General features: G+C 39.3%; 16 protein-coding genes. 15 read left to right on the plus strand and 1 reads right to left on the minus strand.

The features are described from left to right. Positions 1-10: 10 nt before the first annotated feature. From ACWPVZ_RS04320 to ACWPVZ_RS04340, 5 genes are all read left to right on the plus strand, one after another. On the plus strand, positions 11-853 hold the full coding sequence (locus tag ACWPVZ_RS04320) for a DegV family protein (protein WP_156246651.1): 843 nt from the start codon (positions 11-13) through the stop codon (positions 851-853). Continuing rightward, on the plus strand, positions 846-1,721 hold the full coding sequence (locus ACWPVZ_RS04325) for an SGNH/GDSL hydrolase family protein (protein ID WP_149561287.1): 876 nt from the start codon (positions 846-848) through the stop codon (positions 1,719-1,721). Before ACWPVZ_RS04320 ends, ACWPVZ_RS04325 begins: the two co-directional genes overlap by 8 nt. Continuing rightward, a complete protein-coding gene (locus ACWPVZ_RS04330) occupies positions 1,714-2,286 on the plus strand; it encodes a YpmS family protein (RefSeq protein WP_454381087.1) in 573 nt (190 codons plus the stop codon). Before ACWPVZ_RS04325 ends, ACWPVZ_RS04330 begins: the two co-directional genes overlap by 8 nt. A gap of 136 nt (positions 2,287-2,422) precedes the next feature. After that, positions 2,423-2,698, plus strand: a complete 276-nt coding sequence (locus tag ACWPVZ_RS04335) for an HU family DNA-binding protein (RefSeq protein ID WP_002884048.1) — start codon at positions 2,423-2,425, stop codon at positions 2,696-2,698. Between the two features lie 59 nt (positions 2,699-2,757). After that, positions 2,758-2,958, plus strand: coding sequence for a hypothetical protein (locus ACWPVZ_RS04340; protein ID WP_454381089.1), 201 nt, complete (start codon positions 2,758-2,760; stop codon positions 2,956-2,958). 61 nt (positions 2,959-3,019) lie between these two features. Here the strand turns inward: ACWPVZ_RS04340 and ACWPVZ_RS04345 are convergent, their stop codons facing one another. Continuing rightward, entirely contained in the window at positions 3,020-3,955 is a 936-nt protein-coding gene (locus ACWPVZ_RS04345; protein ID WP_060971492.1) for a dihydroorotate oxidase, read from the minus strand. Positions 3,956-4,210: 255 nt separating this feature from the next. On the opposite strand from ACWPVZ_RS04345, the gene ACWPVZ_RS04350 reads away from it, so the two are divergent. The 10 genes from ACWPVZ_RS04350 to ACWPVZ_RS04395 all read left to right on the plus strand — a co-directional run bounded on the left by ACWPVZ_RS04350 (position 4,211) and on the right by ACWPVZ_RS04395 (position 19,424). Beyond that, complete coding sequence (locus tag ACWPVZ_RS04350; RefSeq protein WP_454381091.1) at positions 4,211-4,903, plus strand: phosphoglycerate mutase; 693 nt, start codon at positions 4,211-4,213, stop codon at positions 4,901-4,903. A gap of 347 nt (positions 4,904-5,250) precedes the next feature. Further along, complete coding sequence (locus ACWPVZ_RS04355; protein WP_037597709.1) at positions 5,251-6,807, plus strand: 2-isopropylmalate synthase; 1,557 nt, start codon at positions 5,251-5,253, stop codon at positions 6,805-6,807. An 18-nt stretch (positions 6,808-6,825) separates the two neighbouring features. Continuing rightward, positions 6,826-7,863 carry a 3-isopropylmalate dehydrogenase gene (gene leuB, locus ACWPVZ_RS04360; protein ID WP_454381094.1) on the plus strand — a complete coding sequence of 346 codons (1,038 nt, stop codon included), beginning with the start codon at positions 6,826-6,828 and terminating at the stop codon, positions 7,861-7,863. A 4-nt stretch (positions 7,864-7,867) separates the two neighbouring features. Next, positions 7,868-8,149, plus strand: a complete 282-nt coding sequence (locus ACWPVZ_RS04365; protein ID WP_073950880.1) for a DUF1294 domain-containing protein — start codon at positions 7,868-7,870, stop codon at positions 8,147-8,149. Between the two features lie 30 nt (positions 8,150-8,179). After that, a complete protein-coding gene (leuC, locus tag ACWPVZ_RS04370; RefSeq protein ID WP_048674602.1) occupies positions 8,180-9,571 on the plus strand; it encodes a 3-isopropylmalate dehydratase large subunit in 1,392 nt (463 codons plus the stop codon). An 11-nt stretch (positions 9,572-9,582) separates the two neighbouring features. Next, positions 9,583-10,173, plus strand: a complete 591-nt coding sequence (leuD, locus tag ACWPVZ_RS04375; RefSeq protein WP_002890790.1) for a 3-isopropylmalate dehydratase small subunit — start codon at positions 9,583-9,585, stop codon at positions 10,171-10,173. Positions 10,174-10,341: 168 nt separating this feature from the next. Further along, entirely contained in the window at positions 10,342-13,452 is a 3,111-nt protein-coding gene (locus ACWPVZ_RS04380; RefSeq protein WP_454381097.1) for a DNA polymerase III subunit alpha, read from the plus strand. Positions 13,453-13,544: 92 nt separating this feature from the next. Beyond that, entirely contained in the window at positions 13,545-14,564 is a 1,020-nt protein-coding gene (pfkA, locus tag ACWPVZ_RS04385) for a 6-phosphofructokinase (protein WP_013990713.1), read from the plus strand. A 69-nt stretch (positions 14,565-14,633) separates the two neighbouring features. Next, entirely contained in the window at positions 14,634-16,136 is a 1,503-nt protein-coding gene (pyk, locus tag ACWPVZ_RS04390) for a pyruvate kinase (RefSeq protein WP_002890793.1), read from the plus strand. A 741-nt stretch (positions 16,137-16,877) separates the two neighbouring features. After that, complete coding sequence (locus tag ACWPVZ_RS04395) at positions 16,878-19,424, plus strand: CshA/CshB family fibrillar adhesin-related protein (RefSeq protein ID WP_454381100.1); 2,547 nt, start codon at positions 16,878-16,880, stop codon at positions 19,422-19,424. Positions 19,425-19,461 lie beyond the last annotated feature (37 nt).

Genomic DNA, 19,461 nt, shown 5'->3' on the forward strand with positions numbered 1-19,461 from the left:
CGAGAAAATTATGAGTAAAATCAGAATTGTAACCGATTCGTCAATCACGATTGAACCAGAATTGGTTAAAAAATATAATATCACTGTTGTCCCATTGTCGGTAATGGTGGATGGTGTCATCTATTCAGATAGTGACCTTCGAGAAGAAGGCCGTTTCTTGGAAATGATGAAGCATAGTAAAGAGTTACCAAAGACAAGCCAACCACCTGTAGGTTTGTTTGCTGAGACATATGAAAATCTTGTCAAAGAAGGTGCAGAACAAATTGTGGCAATCCACATTATGCACACGCTCTCTGGGACATGTGAAGCCTCACGTCAAGGAGCTAGTCTTTCAGGAGCAGATGTAACTGTCATCGATTCAGGCTTTACGGATCAATGCCTCAAGTTTCAAGTTGTTGAGGCAGCTAAATTAGCCGAAGCAGGAGCTAGTCTTGATGAGATTGTAGCCCATGTTGAAGAAGTGAAAAATAAATCAGAACTTCATATTGGTGTTTCTACCCTTGAGAATCTGGTTAAAGGTGGTCGTATTGGACGTGTAACAGGTCTTCTGTCTTCATTACTCAATATCCGTGTCATCATGGAGTTGAAAGACTATCAGTTGAATACGGTTGCTAAGGGGCGAGGAGCTAAGACTTTCACGAAATGGTTAGATTCTTATATTAATGGTATCAAGGATAAGGACCTAAAAGTGGCAGAGATTGGTATTTCTTATGCAGGGACACCTGATTTAGCACATGAACTGGCTGAAAAACTTGAGGGTTTGGGTGCTCCAATTTCAATCCTTGAGACTGGTTCCATCATTCAAACGCACACTGGTGAAGGCGCCTTTGCCGTAATGGTTCGTTATGAATAAGTGGAAAGAATCAGAATTAGTTAGAAGCCTTGTAGGCTTCTTCTTGCTTTTTCTCTTATTTGTCGGCCTCTTCATTTTTATCGTTCCTAGTACGCATCAGTCATCAAAAATTGCAGAAAAGATTAAATCTATTAAAAATGAAAATGTGACCTATGTTGCTATTGGTGATTCCCTTACTCAAGGGGTAGGTGATAGTAGTAATCAAGGAGGATTCGTTCCTGTGCTATCACAGGCATTAGAGTCAGATTTTGACTGGCAAGTAACTTCTCGTAACTACGGTATTGCGGGGAATACAAGTAATCAAATTCTCAAAAGAATGCAAGAAAAGAAGGATATTCAAAGAGATCTCAAAAAGGCTAAAGTGATGACTCTGACAGTTGGTGGTAATGATGTGATCCATGTCATTAAGGACAATATCACGAATCTTAATGTAGCTACCTTCACTAAGCCTGCTCAGGCCTATCAAAAGAGATTAAGACAGATTATTGAGCTAGCTCGCAAGGAAAATAAAACATTACCAATTTATATTGTTGGTATTTACAATCCTTTTTATCTTAATTTTCCAGAGATGACAGAAATGCAAACTATTGTAGATAATTGGAACCAGTCTACTGAAGAGGTGTGCAAAGAGTACGATAATGTGTATTTTGTTCCTGTAAATGATTTGCTTTATAAGGGAATTGATGGTAAGGGCGGTGTTACAAGTTCTGATGATACCTCTCAGTCTAGTAAATCTTCTCAAGATAGCCTGAACGATGCTCTTTTTGAGGATGATCATTTTCATCCAAATAATACAGGTTATCAAATTATGTCAGATGCCATTTTGAAACGTATTAACCAAACAAAGAAGGAGTGGTCAGGTGAGTAAGATATGGAAGTGGCTATTTTTAGGACTCTTGGCCTTAGATCTAGCCCTAGTAAGTGTTGTGACATATAGAATCATGACTCCAGTGGAGACGACAAGTTCTGTATCCCTACCCAAGGGAGCAACTAAAATTGGAAAATATAGTATGACTAAGGATGAGCTTGACGCTGCTCTTACAGGCTTTGCCCAGGATTATTCGACTGATAAGATGCGTTTCAAGGTCAAGGTTACCAATTCTAAAATCGTTTTTGAAAGTAGCTATAAGGTTTTAGGTCATCCTGTTCCTCTATATGTCTATTTTACGCCGGTTGTTAGTGAATCAGGAGCAATTGTACTGCATGTTTCTGAGCTTTCAGCTGGAACCTTGAAACTGCCTGTTTCGGATGCCCTTAAGATGATTAAACGTTCGACTAACCTTCCTGATTACATCGCAATCGATAGTAAGAAGGGAAAGGTTACCCTAAATATTCAGTCTATGAAGAATGAGAAGGGGATAACAGCACGTGCTCAAAGCCTAGATTTGGTTAATGACCGTATCGAATTTGACATATATAAGACAATAAATTAAAAAGCCTTTACTTTTTGCAAAAAAGCGATTAAATTAGCGTTTATTACTTGACCTCATAAGTCTTTTAGGATAAGATAATACTTGTTCAAGCGCTAAAAAAACTATTCGCTTAGAAATAAATTGGAGGATTGTTACAATGGCTAACAAACAAGATTTGATCGCTAAAGTTGCAGAAGCAACTGAGCTTACTAAAAAAGATTCAGCAGCAGCTGTAGATGCAGTTTTCGCTTCTATCGAAGAATTTCTTGCTGCAGGTGAAAAAGTACAATTGATTGGTTTCGGTAACTTTGAAGTACGCGAACGTGCTGCTCGTCAAGGTCGTAACCCACAAACTGGTGAAGCTATCTCAATCGCAGCTTCTAAAGTTCCTGCATTTAAAGCTGGTAAAGCTCTTAAAGACGCAGTTAAATAATGTAAAAACCCCTAAGATTTTAGGGGTTTTGATTTATACGAAATAAGTTAAGGAAATCTATGAAAACCATAACAGTGGTATTGATTTTTCTTTTGGTTTTTACTGTTATTAAACTATCAGGTATTGTTGCTATTAGCAAACTGATGAAGCCAAGTGAAGAACAAATTGAAGAAGCGCGTCAGAAACGTTTTCAAGCTGAAAAAGAGGGCAAGGACCCTTTTGAAGACTGGGATGAACGCGATGATGATGGTCTTGTCTAATAAGAGAATCCTCATCAAATAACAAAAAAGTTTGGAAAATCTTCCAAACTTTTTTTATAGACTAGTCGATGTAGTGAAGTTTTCCTCGGAAGTCTTCAAGAGTTTCGTAACCTTTTTCTTCCATGATTTCTTTAAGTTCTTTAGTAATACGGTCAAAAATAGCGACACCTTCTTTTTGAAGGGCAGTACCAACTTGTACCATACTTGCGCCACAAAGGATGTGTTCAAAAGCATCACGACCAGATTTTACACCACCAGTACCAATAATTTGGATTTCAGGTTTCAAACGTTGGTAGAAAGCATGAACGTTTGCCAAGGCAGTAGGTTTGATGTAGTCACCACCTATACCACCAAAACCATTCTTAGGTTTGATGACAACAGACTCATCTTCAATGTAAAGGCCATTACCAATTGAGTTCACACAGTTAACAAAGACAAGTGGGAATTGGTTGAAAACGGCAGCAGCTTGGTCAAAGTGCACAATATCAAAGTATGGTGGTAATTTCACACCAAGAGGTTTCGTAAAGTAAGAAAAGACTTCAGTTAGGATCTCTGTTGTTGTTTCAAAATCGTAAGCGATTTGAGGTTTACCCGGAACGTTAGGACATGAAAGGTTGAGTTCAACCAGCCCTTCATAGTCACTTTCTTGAACTTTTTTAAGAATGGTGTGTGTTTCCTCAGGTGAAAGACCAACGAGAGAAAGAAAATGATTTTTTGTATTGGGTTGCTTTTGTAATTCAATGACATAGTCAAGGTAGTATTCGAAACCGTTATTTGGCAATCCCATTGAGTTGATTGACCCAAGAGGTACATTCACATAACGTGGTTCAGGATTACCGGGACGGGCCTCAAGTGTTCCTGTTTTTGTGACAAATGAACCTGCAGCTGAAGCCTCAACCTCTGCCAATTCTTCCTTAGTCATACAATGAACACCAGCGGCATTCATAAGACAGTTATCAAACGTAAACTGACCAACTTTTGTAGCAGTAGAAACCATAAGATCCTCCTTAAAGATCACAAAGTAAAATGTTACTATTTCATCTCATTTTAGCATGAAAAGGGGCCTAAAACAAGGAAATATTGGACGGGCTAAAGCCTCTAAAACGAAATTCTGATATCGTCTCTTTTTGCCAAAACAAGAAGCAATAGAATTTTACAGAATTTTTTGGATTTTGCTAGCTTTTTCAAGGTTTTTTGGGTAGAATAGATACAGTAAATGGGTTTAACCCAAAATAAAAAGGAGACATAACTAATGGTAAAATTGGTTTTCGCTCGCCACGGTGAGTCTGAATGGAACAAAGCTAACCTTTTCACAGGTTGGGCTGACGTAGATCTTTCTGAAAAAGGTACTCAACAAGCTATCGACGCTGGTAAATTGATTAAAGAAGCTGGTATCGAATTTGACCAAGCATACACTTCAGTATTGAAACGTGCGATCAAAACAACTAACTTGGCTCTTGAAGCATCTGACCAACTTTGGGTTCCAGTTGAAAAATCATGGCGCTTGAACGAACGTCACTACGGTGGTTTGACCGGTAAAAACAAAGCAGAAGCTGCTGAGCAATTTGGTGATGAGCAAGTTCACATCTGGCGTCGTTCATACGATGTATTGCCTCCAGCAATGGATCGTGATGATGAGCACTCAGCACACACTGACCGTCGTTACGCTTTACTTGATGACTCAGTAATTCCAGATGCTGAAAACTTGAAAGTTACTTTGGAACGTGCCCTTCCATTCTGGGAAGATAAAATCGCTCCAGCTCTTAAAGATGGTAAAAACGTATTCGTAGGTGCACACGGTAACTCAATCCGTGCCCTTGTAAAACACATCAAACAATTGTCAGATGACGAAATCATGGATGTTGAAATTCCAAACTTCCCACCATTGGTATTCGAATTTGACGAAAAATTGAACGTTGTTAGCGAATACTACCTCGGAAAATAAGCTGAGATAGGTAGTTATCATTAACAAATAAAAAGTTGACTTCGGTCAGCTTTTTTCTTTTCTTGAAAAAGAAATGTAAAAAGTGGTCAGAAAAGTCAGTCAATTCAGTAATTTTTCCTTGACTTTCAAGTTGGAAAGATGTATCATATTAACCAAGATACATCGAAAGGAAATGAGTCAAATGACATTCGCAACTACAACTGTTTTGCTATTGCGTAATGAGGGCTAGTGCAAAAGCATTAGTCCTGTTTGGCTTACCAAGCGGGAGGTAAAAACATCTCGCTTGGGTTTCCGAGTGAGATGTTTTTTTACTACTATCGTTTTTACTTTTAGAAAGAGGAATGTCTATGCGTAAAGTTGAATTTTTTGATACAAGTCTTCGTGATGGGGAACAAACACCAGGTGTTAACTTTTCAATCAAAGAAAAAGTTGCCATTGCTAAGCAACTTGAAAAATGGGGGATTTCTGTAATCGAAGCAGGTTTTCCTGCAGCTAGCCCAGATTCATTTGAGGCAGTAAAACAAATTGCGGAAGCTATGACAACAACTTCTGTTACTGGTTTGGCTCGTTCAGTAAAATCTGATATTGATGCTTGTTATGAGGCTTTGAAAGATGCCAAGTATCCACAAATTCATGTCTTTATCGCAACAAGTCCGATTCACCGTGAGTTTAAATTGAAGAAATCAAAAGAAGAAATTCTTGAAGCTGTAAAAGAGCATGTATCATATGCACGTTCAAAATTTGAAGTTGTTGAGTTTTCACCAGAGGATGCTACTCGTACTGAGCTTGATTTCTTGACTGAAGTTGTTCAAACAGCGGTTGATGCTGGTGCATCATATATTAATATTCCAGATACAGTAGGATTTACGACTCCAGAAGAGTTTGCACGTATTTTTGATCATTTGACTGAAAATATTAAATCAGAGCATAAAGTTGTTTTTGGTGTTCACTGTCACGATGACCTCGGTATGGCAACTGCAAATACTTTGACAGCAATTAAACACGGTGCTGGACGTGTACAGGGAACTGTTAATGGTATCGGTGAACGTGCGGGTAATGTTGCTCTTGAAGAAGTAGCTGTTGCCTTGAAAATTCGTGAAGACTTTTTCCAAGCAACAAGTGATATTGTTCTTAATGAAACAATGAATACTTCAGAGCTTGTTTCTCGCTTCTCTGGAATTCCTGTTCCTAAAAATAAAGCTGTTGTTGGTGGAAATGCCTTCTCTCATGAATCAGGTATCCACCAAGATGGTGTTCTTAAGAACCCACAAACTTATGAAATTTTCACACCAGAATTGGTAGGTGTGAAGAGTAACAGTCTTCCTCTTGGTAAATTGTCAGGACGTCATGCCTTTGTTGAAAAATTGAAAGAACTTGAGCTTGACTTTGTGGAAGAAGATATCAAACCACTCTTTGCCAAATTTAAAGTCTTGGCTGGGAAAAAACATGATATTACTGATGCAGATATTCGTGCACTTGTTGCTGGTACAAGTGTAGATAATCCAGAAGGTTTCCACTTCGAAGATCTTCGTTTGACTACTAATGCTGATGAAACAATCACTGCTACAGTAAGCTTGGCTAATGAAGATGGTGAATCTGTTGAATTTTTGGCAAATGGCCAAGGGTCAGTTGAAGCTATCTTCAATGCTATTGACAAATTCTTCAACCAAACAGTTCGCTTGACTTCTTATAATATTGACGCAGTAACTGATGGTATTGATGCGCAAGCGCGTGTACTTGTAACTGTAGAAAATGTAGATACAGATACTATTTTCAATGCATCTGGTTTGGACTTTGATGTCTTGAAAGCATCAGCAATTGCCTATATCAATGCTAATACATTGGTTCAAAAAGAAAATGCTGGTGAGATGGCACGTAAGGTTTCTTATCGTGACCTTCCATAAGCCGAAGAGGAGTTAAACATGACAAAGAAAATTGTAACACTTTCAGGTGATGGAATTGGACCTGAGATTATGGCAGCAGGGCTTGAAGTTCTTGAAAAAGTAGCTTCAAAAATTGGATTTGATTACGACATCGATGCTAAACCATTTGGTGGTGCTGGCATTGATGCCGAGGGTCATCCACTTCCTAAGTCAACTTTGGATGCTGCTAAATCAGCAGATGCTATCCTCTTGGCTGCAATTGGTGGACCTAAATATGACAATGCGCCAGTTCGTCCTGAACAAGGACTTTTGGCCATTCGTAAGGAGTTGAATCTCTTTGCTAATATCCGTCCTGTCCGCATCTTTGATGCTTTGAAACACTTGTCACCTCTTAAACCTGAGCGTATTGAGGGCGTAGACTTCGTCGTTGTTCGTGAGCTCACAGGTGGTATTTACTTTGGTGAGCACATTTTGGAAGAAGATAAAGCTCGCGATATCAATGATTATTCAGCAGATGAGATTCGTCGTATCATGCGACGTGCTTTCAAGATTGCTCAAGGTCGTGGCAAAAAGGTCACTAGCATTGATAAACAAAATGTTTTGGCAACTTCTAAATTGTGGCGTAAGGTTGCTGATGAAGTTTCTTTGGAGTTTCCAGATGTAACCCTTGAACATCAGCTCGTTGATAGTGCCGCAATGATTATGATTACCAACCCAGCTCGTTTTGATGTGGTTGTGACAGAAAACCTTTTTGGTGATATCTTGTCTGATGAATCAAGTGTCCTTCCAGGAACTTTAGGTGTTATGCCATCTGCCAGTCACTCTGAAAATGGTCCAAGTCTTTATGAACCAATCCACGGTTCGGCACCAGACATCGCTGGTCAAGGTATCGCCAACCCAATTTCAATGATTTTGTCATTAGCTATGATGTTACGTGAAAGTTTCAATGAAACTGAAGGGGCAGAATTGATTGAAAATGCTGTTGATAAGACCTTGAATCAAGGCATCTTGACACGTGATTTGGGTGGTCAGGCTTCGACTGCTGAAATGACAGCAGCTATTATTGGCAATCTCTAAAATCATGACACTGAAATTAGTGTTACTAAGTGTTTTGTTGGTATGGAATCTAGTCGTCTTATCCGTTTATGGACTTGATAAACATAAGGCTATTCAACATAAGAGACGGATTTCTGAGAAGGCATTATTATTACAGACACTGATCTTTGGTGGTATTGGTGCCTTTCTAGGTGGGAGACTTTTTAGACATAAAATTAACAAATGGTACTTTAAGCTTTGCTGGCTTATAGGAATTATTATAGATGTCTTTCTTTTATACCTTATTCTAACAAGACTTTCGGATTAGCTAATCCTTAGATTATAATTGGAGTATTTTATGAGCGGAAAATCAATTTTTGATAAACTTTGGGAACGCCACGTCGTTACTGGAAACGAGGGCGAACCACAATTAATGTATGTGGATCAGCATTATATTCACGAGGTTACAAGTCCACAGGCCTTTCAAGGACTTCGTGATGCTGGACGTAAAGTTCGTCGCCCAGATTTAACTTTTGGTACGACAGACCACAACGTCCCTACGGTTGATATTTTTAACATTCGTGACCTTATTTCTAAAAACCAAATTGATACTTTGGCGAAAAACGTTGAGGAATTTGGTATTGATGCGGCTACCCACGGTACTGCTCGTCAGGGGATTGTCCACATGGTTGGTCCTGAAACAGGTCGTAGTCAACCAGGAAAATTTGTCGTTTGTGGAGATAGTCATACGGCTACTCATGGTGCCTTTGGTGCTATTGCCTTTGGTATTGGTACATCTGAGGTAGAACATGTCTTTGCGACACAATGTTTGTGGCAAGTGAAACCGAAGAAAATGAAGGTTGAATTTGTTGGTAAACCACAGCCAGGTGTTTATTCAAAAGACTTTATTCTTGCACTCATTGCACGCTATGGCGTTGATGCTGGTGTAGGATACGCAGTTGAATATTGTGGTGAAGCTATCGATGCTCTTTCAATGGATGAACGCATGACCATCTGTAACATGTCTATTGAATTTGGTGCTAAGATGGGTCTTATGAATCCAGACCAAAAAACTTATGATTATGTTGAGGGGCGTCCATGCGCACCTAAGGGTGAGAAATTCGAAGAAGCAGTAGCCGACTGGAAAACTTTGGTTTCAGATCCAGATGCTGAATATGATAAAGTGATTACTATTGATGTTTCAGAATTGGCACCTATGGTTACATGGGGAACTAACCCTGAAATGGGTGTTGAGTTTGATCAACCATTCCCAGAAATCAAGGACTTTAATGATGAACGTGCCTACGAGTATATGGACGTTAAGCCTGGTGAATATGCTAAAGATATCGATCTTGGCTATGTCTTCATTGGTTCTTGTACTAACGCACGTCTTAGCGACCTTGAGTTAGCTGCTAAATTCGTTAAAGGAAAACATATCGCACCGACATTGACAGCTATTGTTGTTCCAGGTTCGCGTCCAGTTAAGAAAGAAGCTGAACGTCTTGGTTTGGATAAAATTTTCATGGATGCAGGATTTGAATGGCGCGATCCAGGTTGTTCAATGTGTCTTGGTATGAACCCAGACCATGTTCCAGAAGGTGTGCACTGTGCATCTACAAGTAACCGTAACTTCGAGGGACGTCAAGGATATGGTGCTCGTACTCACCTTTGTAGTCCAGCAATGGCAGCAGCTGCAGCAATCGCTGGTAAATTTGTAGATGTCCGCGATATGCCAGAAGTTCAAGCATAAGGGAGAAGATAATGGAAAAATTTACCGTCTATACAGGGAAATCAGTACCTTTGATGAATGATAATATCGATACGGACCAACTCATTCCCAAACAATTCTTGAAAGCTGTTGATAAAAAAGGTTTCGGTAAGAATTTGATGTTTGAATGGCGTTACCTTAATGATGATTACGATGAAAATCCTGATTTCGTCTTCAATAAACCTGAGTATCGCGATGCGACCATTTTGGTTACTGGTGATAACTTTGGTTCGGGGTCATCTCGTGAACACGCTGCATGGGCATTGGAAGATTACGGTTTCCGTTGTGTTATTGCTGGATCATTTTCAGATATTCACTATAACAATGAATTGAAGAATGGTATGTTGCCAATCGTTCAACCTTTGGAAGTACGTCAAAAATTGGCTGCTCTTCCTGCAGGTGAGGAAATTACGATTGACCTTCCAAACCAAGTGATTAAATCTTCAGCAGGAGAGTTTCCATTTGACATCGATCATGAGTGGAAACGTAAATTGGTTGAAGGGCTTGACGATATTGGAATTACTCTTCAATATGAAGATTTGATTGCTGCCTATGAAAAACAACGCCCATCATATTGGCAATAAGAAACAATGATGTGTTTGTAAAATAATAATGAGGACTTAAAAGAATGGGATAAGGACAATGTTTAAGGTGTTGTTCTATCTCATTCTTTTTGTTTGAAACAGTTAACATGGTAGAGGCGTTTTTACAAGGAGCGTATGCTATAATAGAAGGATAGAAAGGAGGCCTTCATGTTTGCACAATTGGATACAAAATCTGTCTATAGTTTCATGGATAGTGTTGTAGATTTGACCACCTACATTAAGCGTGCCAAAGAGCTTGGCTATCAAGCCCTTGGTTTGATGGATCGTGACAATCTCTATGCTGCTTATCATTTTGCTCAGTTTGCAAGTAGCAACGGTTTACGTCCTTTGATTGGTATGGAAGCTAATCTATTTTACGAGGGAAGAAAAATTCCTTTTCGTCTATTAGCAAAAAATAATCAGGGCTATAAAAATTTGATGAAGTTGGCAACAGAGCTCTCATCAGGGCAACGCGAGTTTACAGCTTTTTCGGACTATCTGAATGCTATTGCCCTCATCCTTCCGAGTGAAGACTGGGAGCCAGGGATGACTCTTGGTTCAGAGGTTTTTATTGGGGTAAAGCCAGAAGATGCTGGCAAAGAGTTTGATTATCCTGTAATTCCTTTACATACAGTGCGTTATTTTGAGAATGTAGATCGCTCGACGATTCAGATGTTACACGCCATCTCACAAAACGTTTCCTTGTCAGAGGCCTCTATTTGTCCTATGAATCAGCTTCTTTTCTCGCCTCAAGAAATGGAAAGTGCATATAGTGATATTCCAGAGGCTTTGAACAATTTGGAGCAACTTGTTTCAGACATTACTTATCAATTTGATACGGATTTGAAGCTTCCTCGTTTTAATCGTGATATGCCAGCAGTTGACCAATTACGTCAATTAGCCCAATCTGGATTAGAAACTAAAAAGTTAAGCGCAGCAGTTTATCAGGAACGTTTAGACAAAGAATTGTCTATCATTCATCAGATGGGCTTTGATGATTATTTCTTGATTGTCTGGGACTTATTACGCTTTGGGCGTAGCCGTGGTTATTATATGGGAATGGGACGTGGGTCTGCTGCAGGAAGCTTGGTGGCTTATGTCCTTGATATTACTGGAATTGATCCCGTTAAAAATGACTTGCTTTTCGAGCGTTTTCTAAATGAAGAACGTTATAGCATGCCTGATATAGATATCGACTTGCCTGATATATATCGAAGCGAGTTTCTTCACTATGTTAGGGACCGTTATGGTAGTAAGCACTCTGCTCAGATTGTTACGTTTTCAACTTTTGGTGCCAAACAGGCTATCCGAGATGTTTTTAAACGTTTCGGAGCCAAGGAATTTGAACTGTCACAACTTAGTAAAAAGATTTCTTTTCGTGACACCTTGACCTCTGTCTATGAGAAGAATATGTCATTTAGACAGTTGATTAATCAAAGACAAGAATTTCAGAGGGCTTTTGAGATTGCTAAGGCTATTGAAGGCCAACCAAGACAGACCTCAATCCATGCTGCTGGTATAGTGATGAGTGACGATGACCTGACCAACCATATTCCTCTAAAAGCTGGTGAGGATATGATGGTTACTCAGTACGATGCCTCCGCGGTCGAAGCCAACGGCTTGCTTAAGATGGATTTCTTGGGCCTCCGTAATTTGACCTTTGTTCAAAAAATGAAGGAGAAACTTGAAGAAGAGCAGAGAGTCGCTATAGATATCAAATCAATTGATTTGGAAGATCCTCAGACCCTAGCTCTTTTTGCCAAGGGTAAAACTAAGGGAATATTTCAGTTTGAGCAGGCGGGTGCTATTAACCTTCTTAAACGGATTAAACCCGCTAAGTTCGAAGAAGTGGTAGCGACAACCTCTCTTAACCGACCTGGAGCTAGCGATTATACAGATAATTTCATCGCTCGTAAGTATGGTAAGGAAAAAGTAGATTTGATTGATCCAGTAGTTGCACCAATCCTTGAGCCTACGTATGGTATCATGCTTTATCAGGAGCAGGTTATGCAGATTGCCCAAGTATTTGCAGGCTTTACACTCGGAAAAGCCGATTTGCTTCGTCGGGCAATGTCAAAAAAAGATGCCAATGAAATGTCCAAGATGTCCGAAGAGTTCATGGAAGGAAGTCGTCGGTTGGGACGTAACCCACAGATTGCTGAACGACTCTTTAGTATGATGGCTAAGTTTGCAGGTTATGGCTTTAATAGAAGTCATGCCTATGCTTATTCAGCACTAGCCTTTCAATTAGCCTATTTCAAAACGCATTACCCTCAGATTTTCTATGACGTCATGTTAAACTATTCGTCTAGTGATTACATTAAGGATGCAATTGAAAATGGCTTTTCTCTAGCCAGCCTTGATATTAATAGAATTCCCTATCTGGACAAGATTTCAGATGGAAAGATTGTATTAGGTCTTAAGACTATCAAAGGCTTGCCAAGAGATTTTGCCCTTTGGATTATTGAGGATCGCAAACAAAATGGTAAATACATTTCTATAGAAGACTTTTTGACACGTATTCCTAGCAAATATCAGAAAGTCGATAGTCTGACACCTCTTATCCAGATTGGTTTGTTTGATATTTTTGAACCAAATCGTCAGAAAATCATTGGTAATTTAAGCAACCTCTTTACTTTTGTCAATGAGTTAGGAAGTTTGTTTGCAGAGTCATCTTACTCTTGGGTTGATTATGAAGACTATAGCCAGAAGGATCGTTATAATTTAGAACAGGAGTTACTAGGAGTTGGGCTTAGCCCCCATCCTTTACACTTGGCTCAAAAAATGGCCTCTCGTCCCTATCAAGCCATTTCTGATTTGGCTGTTAATACTAAGGCAACGGTTTTGGTTCAGATAGAATCCGTTCGAATTATCAGAACTAAAAAAGGTGATCAGATGGCCTTTCTGAACGTCACTGATGGGATCAATAAACTTGATGTTACCCTATTTCCAGAAACTTATTTCTATCATAAGGATAAATTAAGTGAAGGTGGTCTCTTTTATCTTGATGGACGGACCCAAGAGCGTGATGGACGCATTCAGTTAATCTTGTCAAACATGGAGGAAGCTAGCACGGAGCGTTTCTGGATTTTACTTGAGAATCATGATAAAGACATAGAAGTTTCTCAAATATTAGCTAAGCATCCTGGACACATTCCTGTCATTATCCGTTATCAAGGAAGTAAGGAAACTATCGTTAGTCAAAGATACAGAGTAACTAAGAACGAGGAACTTAATCGGGAATTAGCACCTTATGTGCTGAAAACGGTTTTACGGTAAAAAAAACAATAAATATTTTCAAATTTAAAGCCATTTAGAATTCTTTGTGTTATAATTAAAATGTTAAATATATAAAAGGAGTATCAGGAATAATGAAACGTATTGCTGTTTTAACTAGTGGTGGAGATGCCCCTGGTATGAACGCTGCCGCTCGTGCAGTTGTTCTCAAAGCAATTTCTGAAGGAATTGAGGTCTTCGGCATTAACCGTGGATACGCTGGTATGGTTGAAGGAGATATCTTCCAACTTGATGCCAAAGGCGTAGACAACATCCTCAGCCGTGGTGGAACTTTCCTTCAGTCTGCTCGCTATCCTGAGTTTGCCCAACTTGAGGGTCAACTTAAAGGTATTGAGCAACTTAAAAAACATGGAATCGAAGGTGTAGTAGTTATTGGTGGAGATGGTTCTTACCATGGTGCTATGCGTTTGACTGAACATGGTTTCCCAGCTGTTGGTCTTCCAGGAACTATCGATAACGATATCGTTGGTACAGACTATACAATTGGTTTTGATACTGCTGTTGCAACAGCAACAGAAGCTATCGATAAGATTCAAGACACTGCTTTCAGTCATGGACGTACTTTTGTCGTTGAAGTTATGGGACGTAACGCTGGTGATATCGCTCTTTGGGCTGGTATTGCTTCTGGTGCAGACCAAATTATCGTACCTGAAGAAGAGTATGATATTAACGAAGTTGTACGTAAAGTTAAAGAAGGTTACGAATCAGGTGCTAAAACTCACCACGTAATCGTAGTTGCTGAAGGTGTCATGGGTGCTGAAGAATTTGCTGCTAAAATGAAAGAAGCTGGAGATACTTCAGATCTTCGTGCAACAAACATTGGACACGTGGTTCGTGGTGGTTCACCAACTGCGCGTGACCGTGTTCTTGCTTCATGGATGGGTGCACACGCGGTTGACCTCCTTAAACAAGGTATTGGTGGTGTAGCTGTTGGTATCCACAATGAAGAGCTTGTTGAAAGCCCAATCCTTGGTACAGCAGAAGAAGGAGCTTTGTTCAGTCTTACTGAAGACGGTAAAATTATCGTCAATAATCCTCACAAAGCACGTCTTGACTTTGCAGACCTTAACCGTTCATTGTCTAACTTGAGCTAATCTCAGTTACTTAAATTATTGTTAAACCGTCGCTAATGCGACAAAAAATATAAGGGAGTTTTATTTATCATGAATAAACGTGTAAAAATCGTTGCAACACTTGGTCCTGCGGTTGAAATCCGTGGCGGCAAAAAATTTGGTGAAGATGGTTACTGGGGTGAAAAACTTGACCGTGAAGCATCTGCTAAAAACATTGCTCAATTGATCAAGGAAGGTGCCAACGTTTTCCGTTTCAACTTCTCACATGGTGACCACGCTGAACAAGGTGAACGTATGGATGTCGTTCGTATGGCAGAAGACCTTGCTGGTCAAAAAGTAGGTTTCCTTCTTGATACAAAAGGACCTGAAATCCGTACTGAATTGTTCGAAGGTGATGCTAAAGAGTATGCATACAAAACTGGTGAACAAATTCGTGTTGCTACTAAACAAGGTATCAAATCAACTCGCGATGTTATCGCTTTGAACGTTGCAGGTGCACTTGACGTTTTTGACGATGTAGAAGTTGGTAAACAAGTTCTTGTCGATGATGGTAAACTTGGTCTTCGTGTTGTAGACAAAGATGCTGAAAAACGTGAATTCATCGTTGATGTTGAAAATGATGGTATCATCGCTAAACAAAAAGGTGTAAACATCCCTTACACTAAAATTCCTTTCCCAGCACTTGCTGAACGTGATAACGCTGATATCCGTTTTGGTCTTGAACAAGGTCTTAACTTTATCGCTATCTCATTCGTACGTACTGCAAAAGATGTACAAGAAGTTCGTGCTATCTGTGAAGAAACTGGTAATGGTCACGTTCAATTGTTGGCTAAAATCGAAAACCAACAAGGTATCGATAACATTGATGAAATCATCGAAGCTGCTGACGGTATTATGATTGCTCGTGGTGACATGGGTATCGAAGTACCATTCGAAATGGTTCCAGTTTACCAAAAAATGATCATCACAAAAGTAAACGCTGCTGGTAAAGTTGTTGTTACAGCTACTAACATGCTTGAAACAATGACAGAAAAACCACGTGCAACTCGTTCTGAAGTATCTGACGTATTCAACGCAGTTATCGATGGTACAGATGCTACAATGCTTTCTGGTGAATCTGCAAATGGTAAATACCCAGTTGAATCAGTTCGTACAATGGCTACAATTGATAAAAACGCTCAAACTCTTCTTAAAGAGTATGGTCGTCTTGATTCATCAACATTTGACCGTTCAACTAAGACTGAAGTAGTTGCGTCTGCAGTTAAAGATGCTACTAACTCAATGGATATCAAACTTGTTGTTGCTCTTACTGAATCAGGTAACACTGCTCGTTTGATTTCTAAATACCGTCCAGAAGCTGATATCTTGGCTGTAACATTCGATGAAATTACTCAAAAATCATTGATGCTTAACTGGGGTGTTATTCCAGTAGTTACTGAAAAACCAAGCTCAACTGATGATATGTTTGATGTTGCTGAAAAAGTTGCATTGGAATCAGGTCTTGTAGAATCTGGTGATAACATTGTTATCGTTGCTGGTGTTCCAGTAGGTACAGGTGGTACAAACACTATGCGTATCCGCACAGTAAAATAATTTAAGTAGAACTTAAATTGAAAGAAGGTCTTTAGGATCTTCTTTTTTTGGCTCTATAATCGATTTAGTAGGTTAAACTATTGCAGAGATTATAGAGCTTTTTGCGTAGGTAGGTAAATCAATTGGATAATAATAACAAGTAAAGAAGATCATATTTATTCCAAATGGTTTAAAGCAAGATGGCTGATTTGGTTTGTATTTTCAACAGATTTAGTTCTAAGTGTCATATGACTTAGAAAGTATTTAGCGAAGAGGGAAATTATCTTTTCAAAGAAATTTAACTTTTCTTGAAAACAACAGGATAAAAAATGTAGTTAAATAGGCTTCTAAACTATAGTTAAGATGGTTATAAGCTATATTTTTTAGAAGGACTGAGTAGATAACCAACCATTTTTATTTCAATAATGACTTACTAATTTAAAAGTTCTAATGAATTATTAATTCTGAAAATCGATTTTTGAAAAAAATGAAATCATAAGTTTCTTTTTACTGACAATTCTAAAAGTAAATAATTATAAAATTATTAATTGAAATGTTTATAAAAATAGTGATATCTATAATCATTCTACTGTTTACATGATTATTTTTAAGTGAACCTTATAAAAAAATTGAAAATAAGAGCATTTCTTTTCACAAATATTAGGAATTTTGTTAAAATATTTAACGATTAGTATTTTTAAATACTTTTAATCTCATTGAGGGGTGAGATACTTAATAGTATAAGTGTGGAGGATTACCAAAGTGGGTAAAGATTTATTTAATGATCGTATAAGTCGATTTTCGATTCGTAAGCTGAATGTAGGGGTTTGCTCCGTTCTTCTTGGAACTCTGGTTATGGTTGGTACTGCTAGTCAAGTATCTGCCGATGAAACAGCTAACCAAGTCCAAGCAGGAGATGTAGCTAGCACTACTGCTACAGTGAGTGATGAGACATCTTCTCAGAATGCTGTTGCTGCTCAAGCTTCGACGGAAGTCGCAAATATTTTATCTAGTACTGAGACTAATAGTCAGTCTCAAACCGTTTCAAATGCTAGCGCAGCTACTTCTGAAACGTCTACAACACAAGCTTCTAGTGAGACTGCATCTCAAGCAGCTACATCAACGTCAGCAACTACTGCAGCATCTACCACTAGTGTTGCTGGCTCTACAAGTGTAGGCAATACTACGGGAGTTTCAACGACAGCCTCTGTTACATCAGCATCATCTGAAACACCTGCTTCAGAAACAGCATCTGAAGCACAAGGTGTGGACGTTCAAGCAGAAGCTTCTACAACGAATGCTCTTTCAAGTGGTGCCGAAGCGTCTGCTGTAGTGCAACCTGTTGTAACAGCAGAAACTTCTGGTCGACGTCGTACTCGTCGTGCAATCGGTGACCCTAATGACGAAAGCTTGATTGGTGATGATGTAGAAGATGCAACCTCAACTCCAAAAGTTGAAAAACCAGGCTTTACTACAAATGTTGATGCCAAATCTATGGCTAGCCAAATCTCATGGTTGGACTTTGGAGATGTAGCTAACTGGACAGGAACTACTACAGTATTAGTTCCTAAAAGTGAAGTTAAACCAACTGAGAACTTAGAAGAAAAATTGGCTCTTCAAGTTGGGTCTACCTATACCAAGGAAATCATGCCTGGTTATGTAGTTACTGTAAAAGTCAAATCCTTGAAACCATTCCAAGCGACTGAAATTTATAAGAAACGGATGGAAAATCAAGGGGCTACAGAAGCAGAAAAAGCAACCTATGATCCAAATGCAAAAAATGGTTATGTAAGTGGAGTCACTTCAAATGCTGCTAAGCAAGCTTTTAACAATGGTGAAGAGGCCAAAATCGTCGCTGATGCGCAAAATAATTGGACTGAAATCAGATTTGAGAATATTGATACGAAAACCAAGAAGACTACAATAAGTTCAGCTTTAAATGGTGGAAATATTGGAGTTCAGTTTGAAATCTCTGCAACCTTCCGTGGTAAGACAGTTAAGCCAGCTATTGTTATGGCTGATGGGGAGTCTGCTAACCCAGGTGAATTAGTTATGTTTACTACCAATGGAGAAGGTTGGCAGCATATTGGAGAATGGAAAAAGTTTACCAGACCAAGTACTTCTGTAACATATTCACCACAAGATACTGAAAATCTTTTTGGACCTAATCCTAAATTTAATAATACCAACTTAAACCAACTTCGTAGATCTACTGAAGTTGGACCAGAAAAGAAACCAGTAGCTTGGAAGTATTTTGGAAATCCTGACAAAGTTACAGGTGGTCTAGGAACCGGTATCTTTGGACCAAACATTTCTGAAGGTAATTATACTGTTCCAATCGTTATGACGCGTGGTGCCTCTGAAGTTGGACTTTATGTCGCTTCAGGTGGTAAACAGTCAGCAATGCTAGGATTCTTCCCAATTGATGAAGGGGACGCTCCTGAGTCATACGGAAAAGCTATGCATACCATTGCTACTGTAGATGGTGTAACTGGTGCTAAAGTAAACCAACCATATATTGGTAATGTGAGCCCAGATATGGATGAGAATACTGTTCTTGACTGGTTCGGTGATGATAAGGCAACTACGGCCGATGAAGGAATTAACCAATTGCTTCCAGATGAGCTTAAAGGTACAACCAATGAGATGATCAAGATGGATCGTACACGCCCAGGTAACTACAAGCTGTCAGTTCAAGCCCATTTGGATGGAGCCTCAGAAGCACATATCTATGGTTGGGTAGACTTTAACCAAAATGGTAAATTCGATGAGGATGAACGCTCAAATCTCGCTACAATCACACAAGATGGCACTGTTGAGTTGACCTTTGCAAATAGCAAGACTTATATCGACCCTAGCGTTAAAGAACTAGGTGCTCGTGTTCGTATTGCCAAGAAAGCTACCGAGATTGAGAGCCCAACTGGTATGGCCTTCTCAGGGGAAGTGGAAGACTTCAGAACTCAAATTACGCACCCACCAAAAGGGGAATTCAAGGAAACAAGTGGTCCTCAAGGGGCGAAGCAAACTGCAACTGTAACCTTTACAGCACGTGGAGAACACAAGTATGAGCTTAATTCTAGTGCTGTTATTGACGAAACGGTAGAACCATACATCGTTGATAAAGATGGCAACCGTGCAACTCTTGATGCCGACGGTTACTATGTCGTTCCAGGACAAGGTAAGTACAAGATTACTGCCAACGGTAAAGATGTCGACGTTGAATTTATTCCTGAAGATAACTTCCTTGGAACAGCTGATGGTATTTCTATCCGTCGTTCAGATAACAACGGTTATGATACTGGTTGGTAAACAAAATTCCCAGATCAAGAAGCAAACATTAATGGTC

It is taken from the genome of Streptococcus sp. Marseille-Q6379, assembly GCF_965119505.1.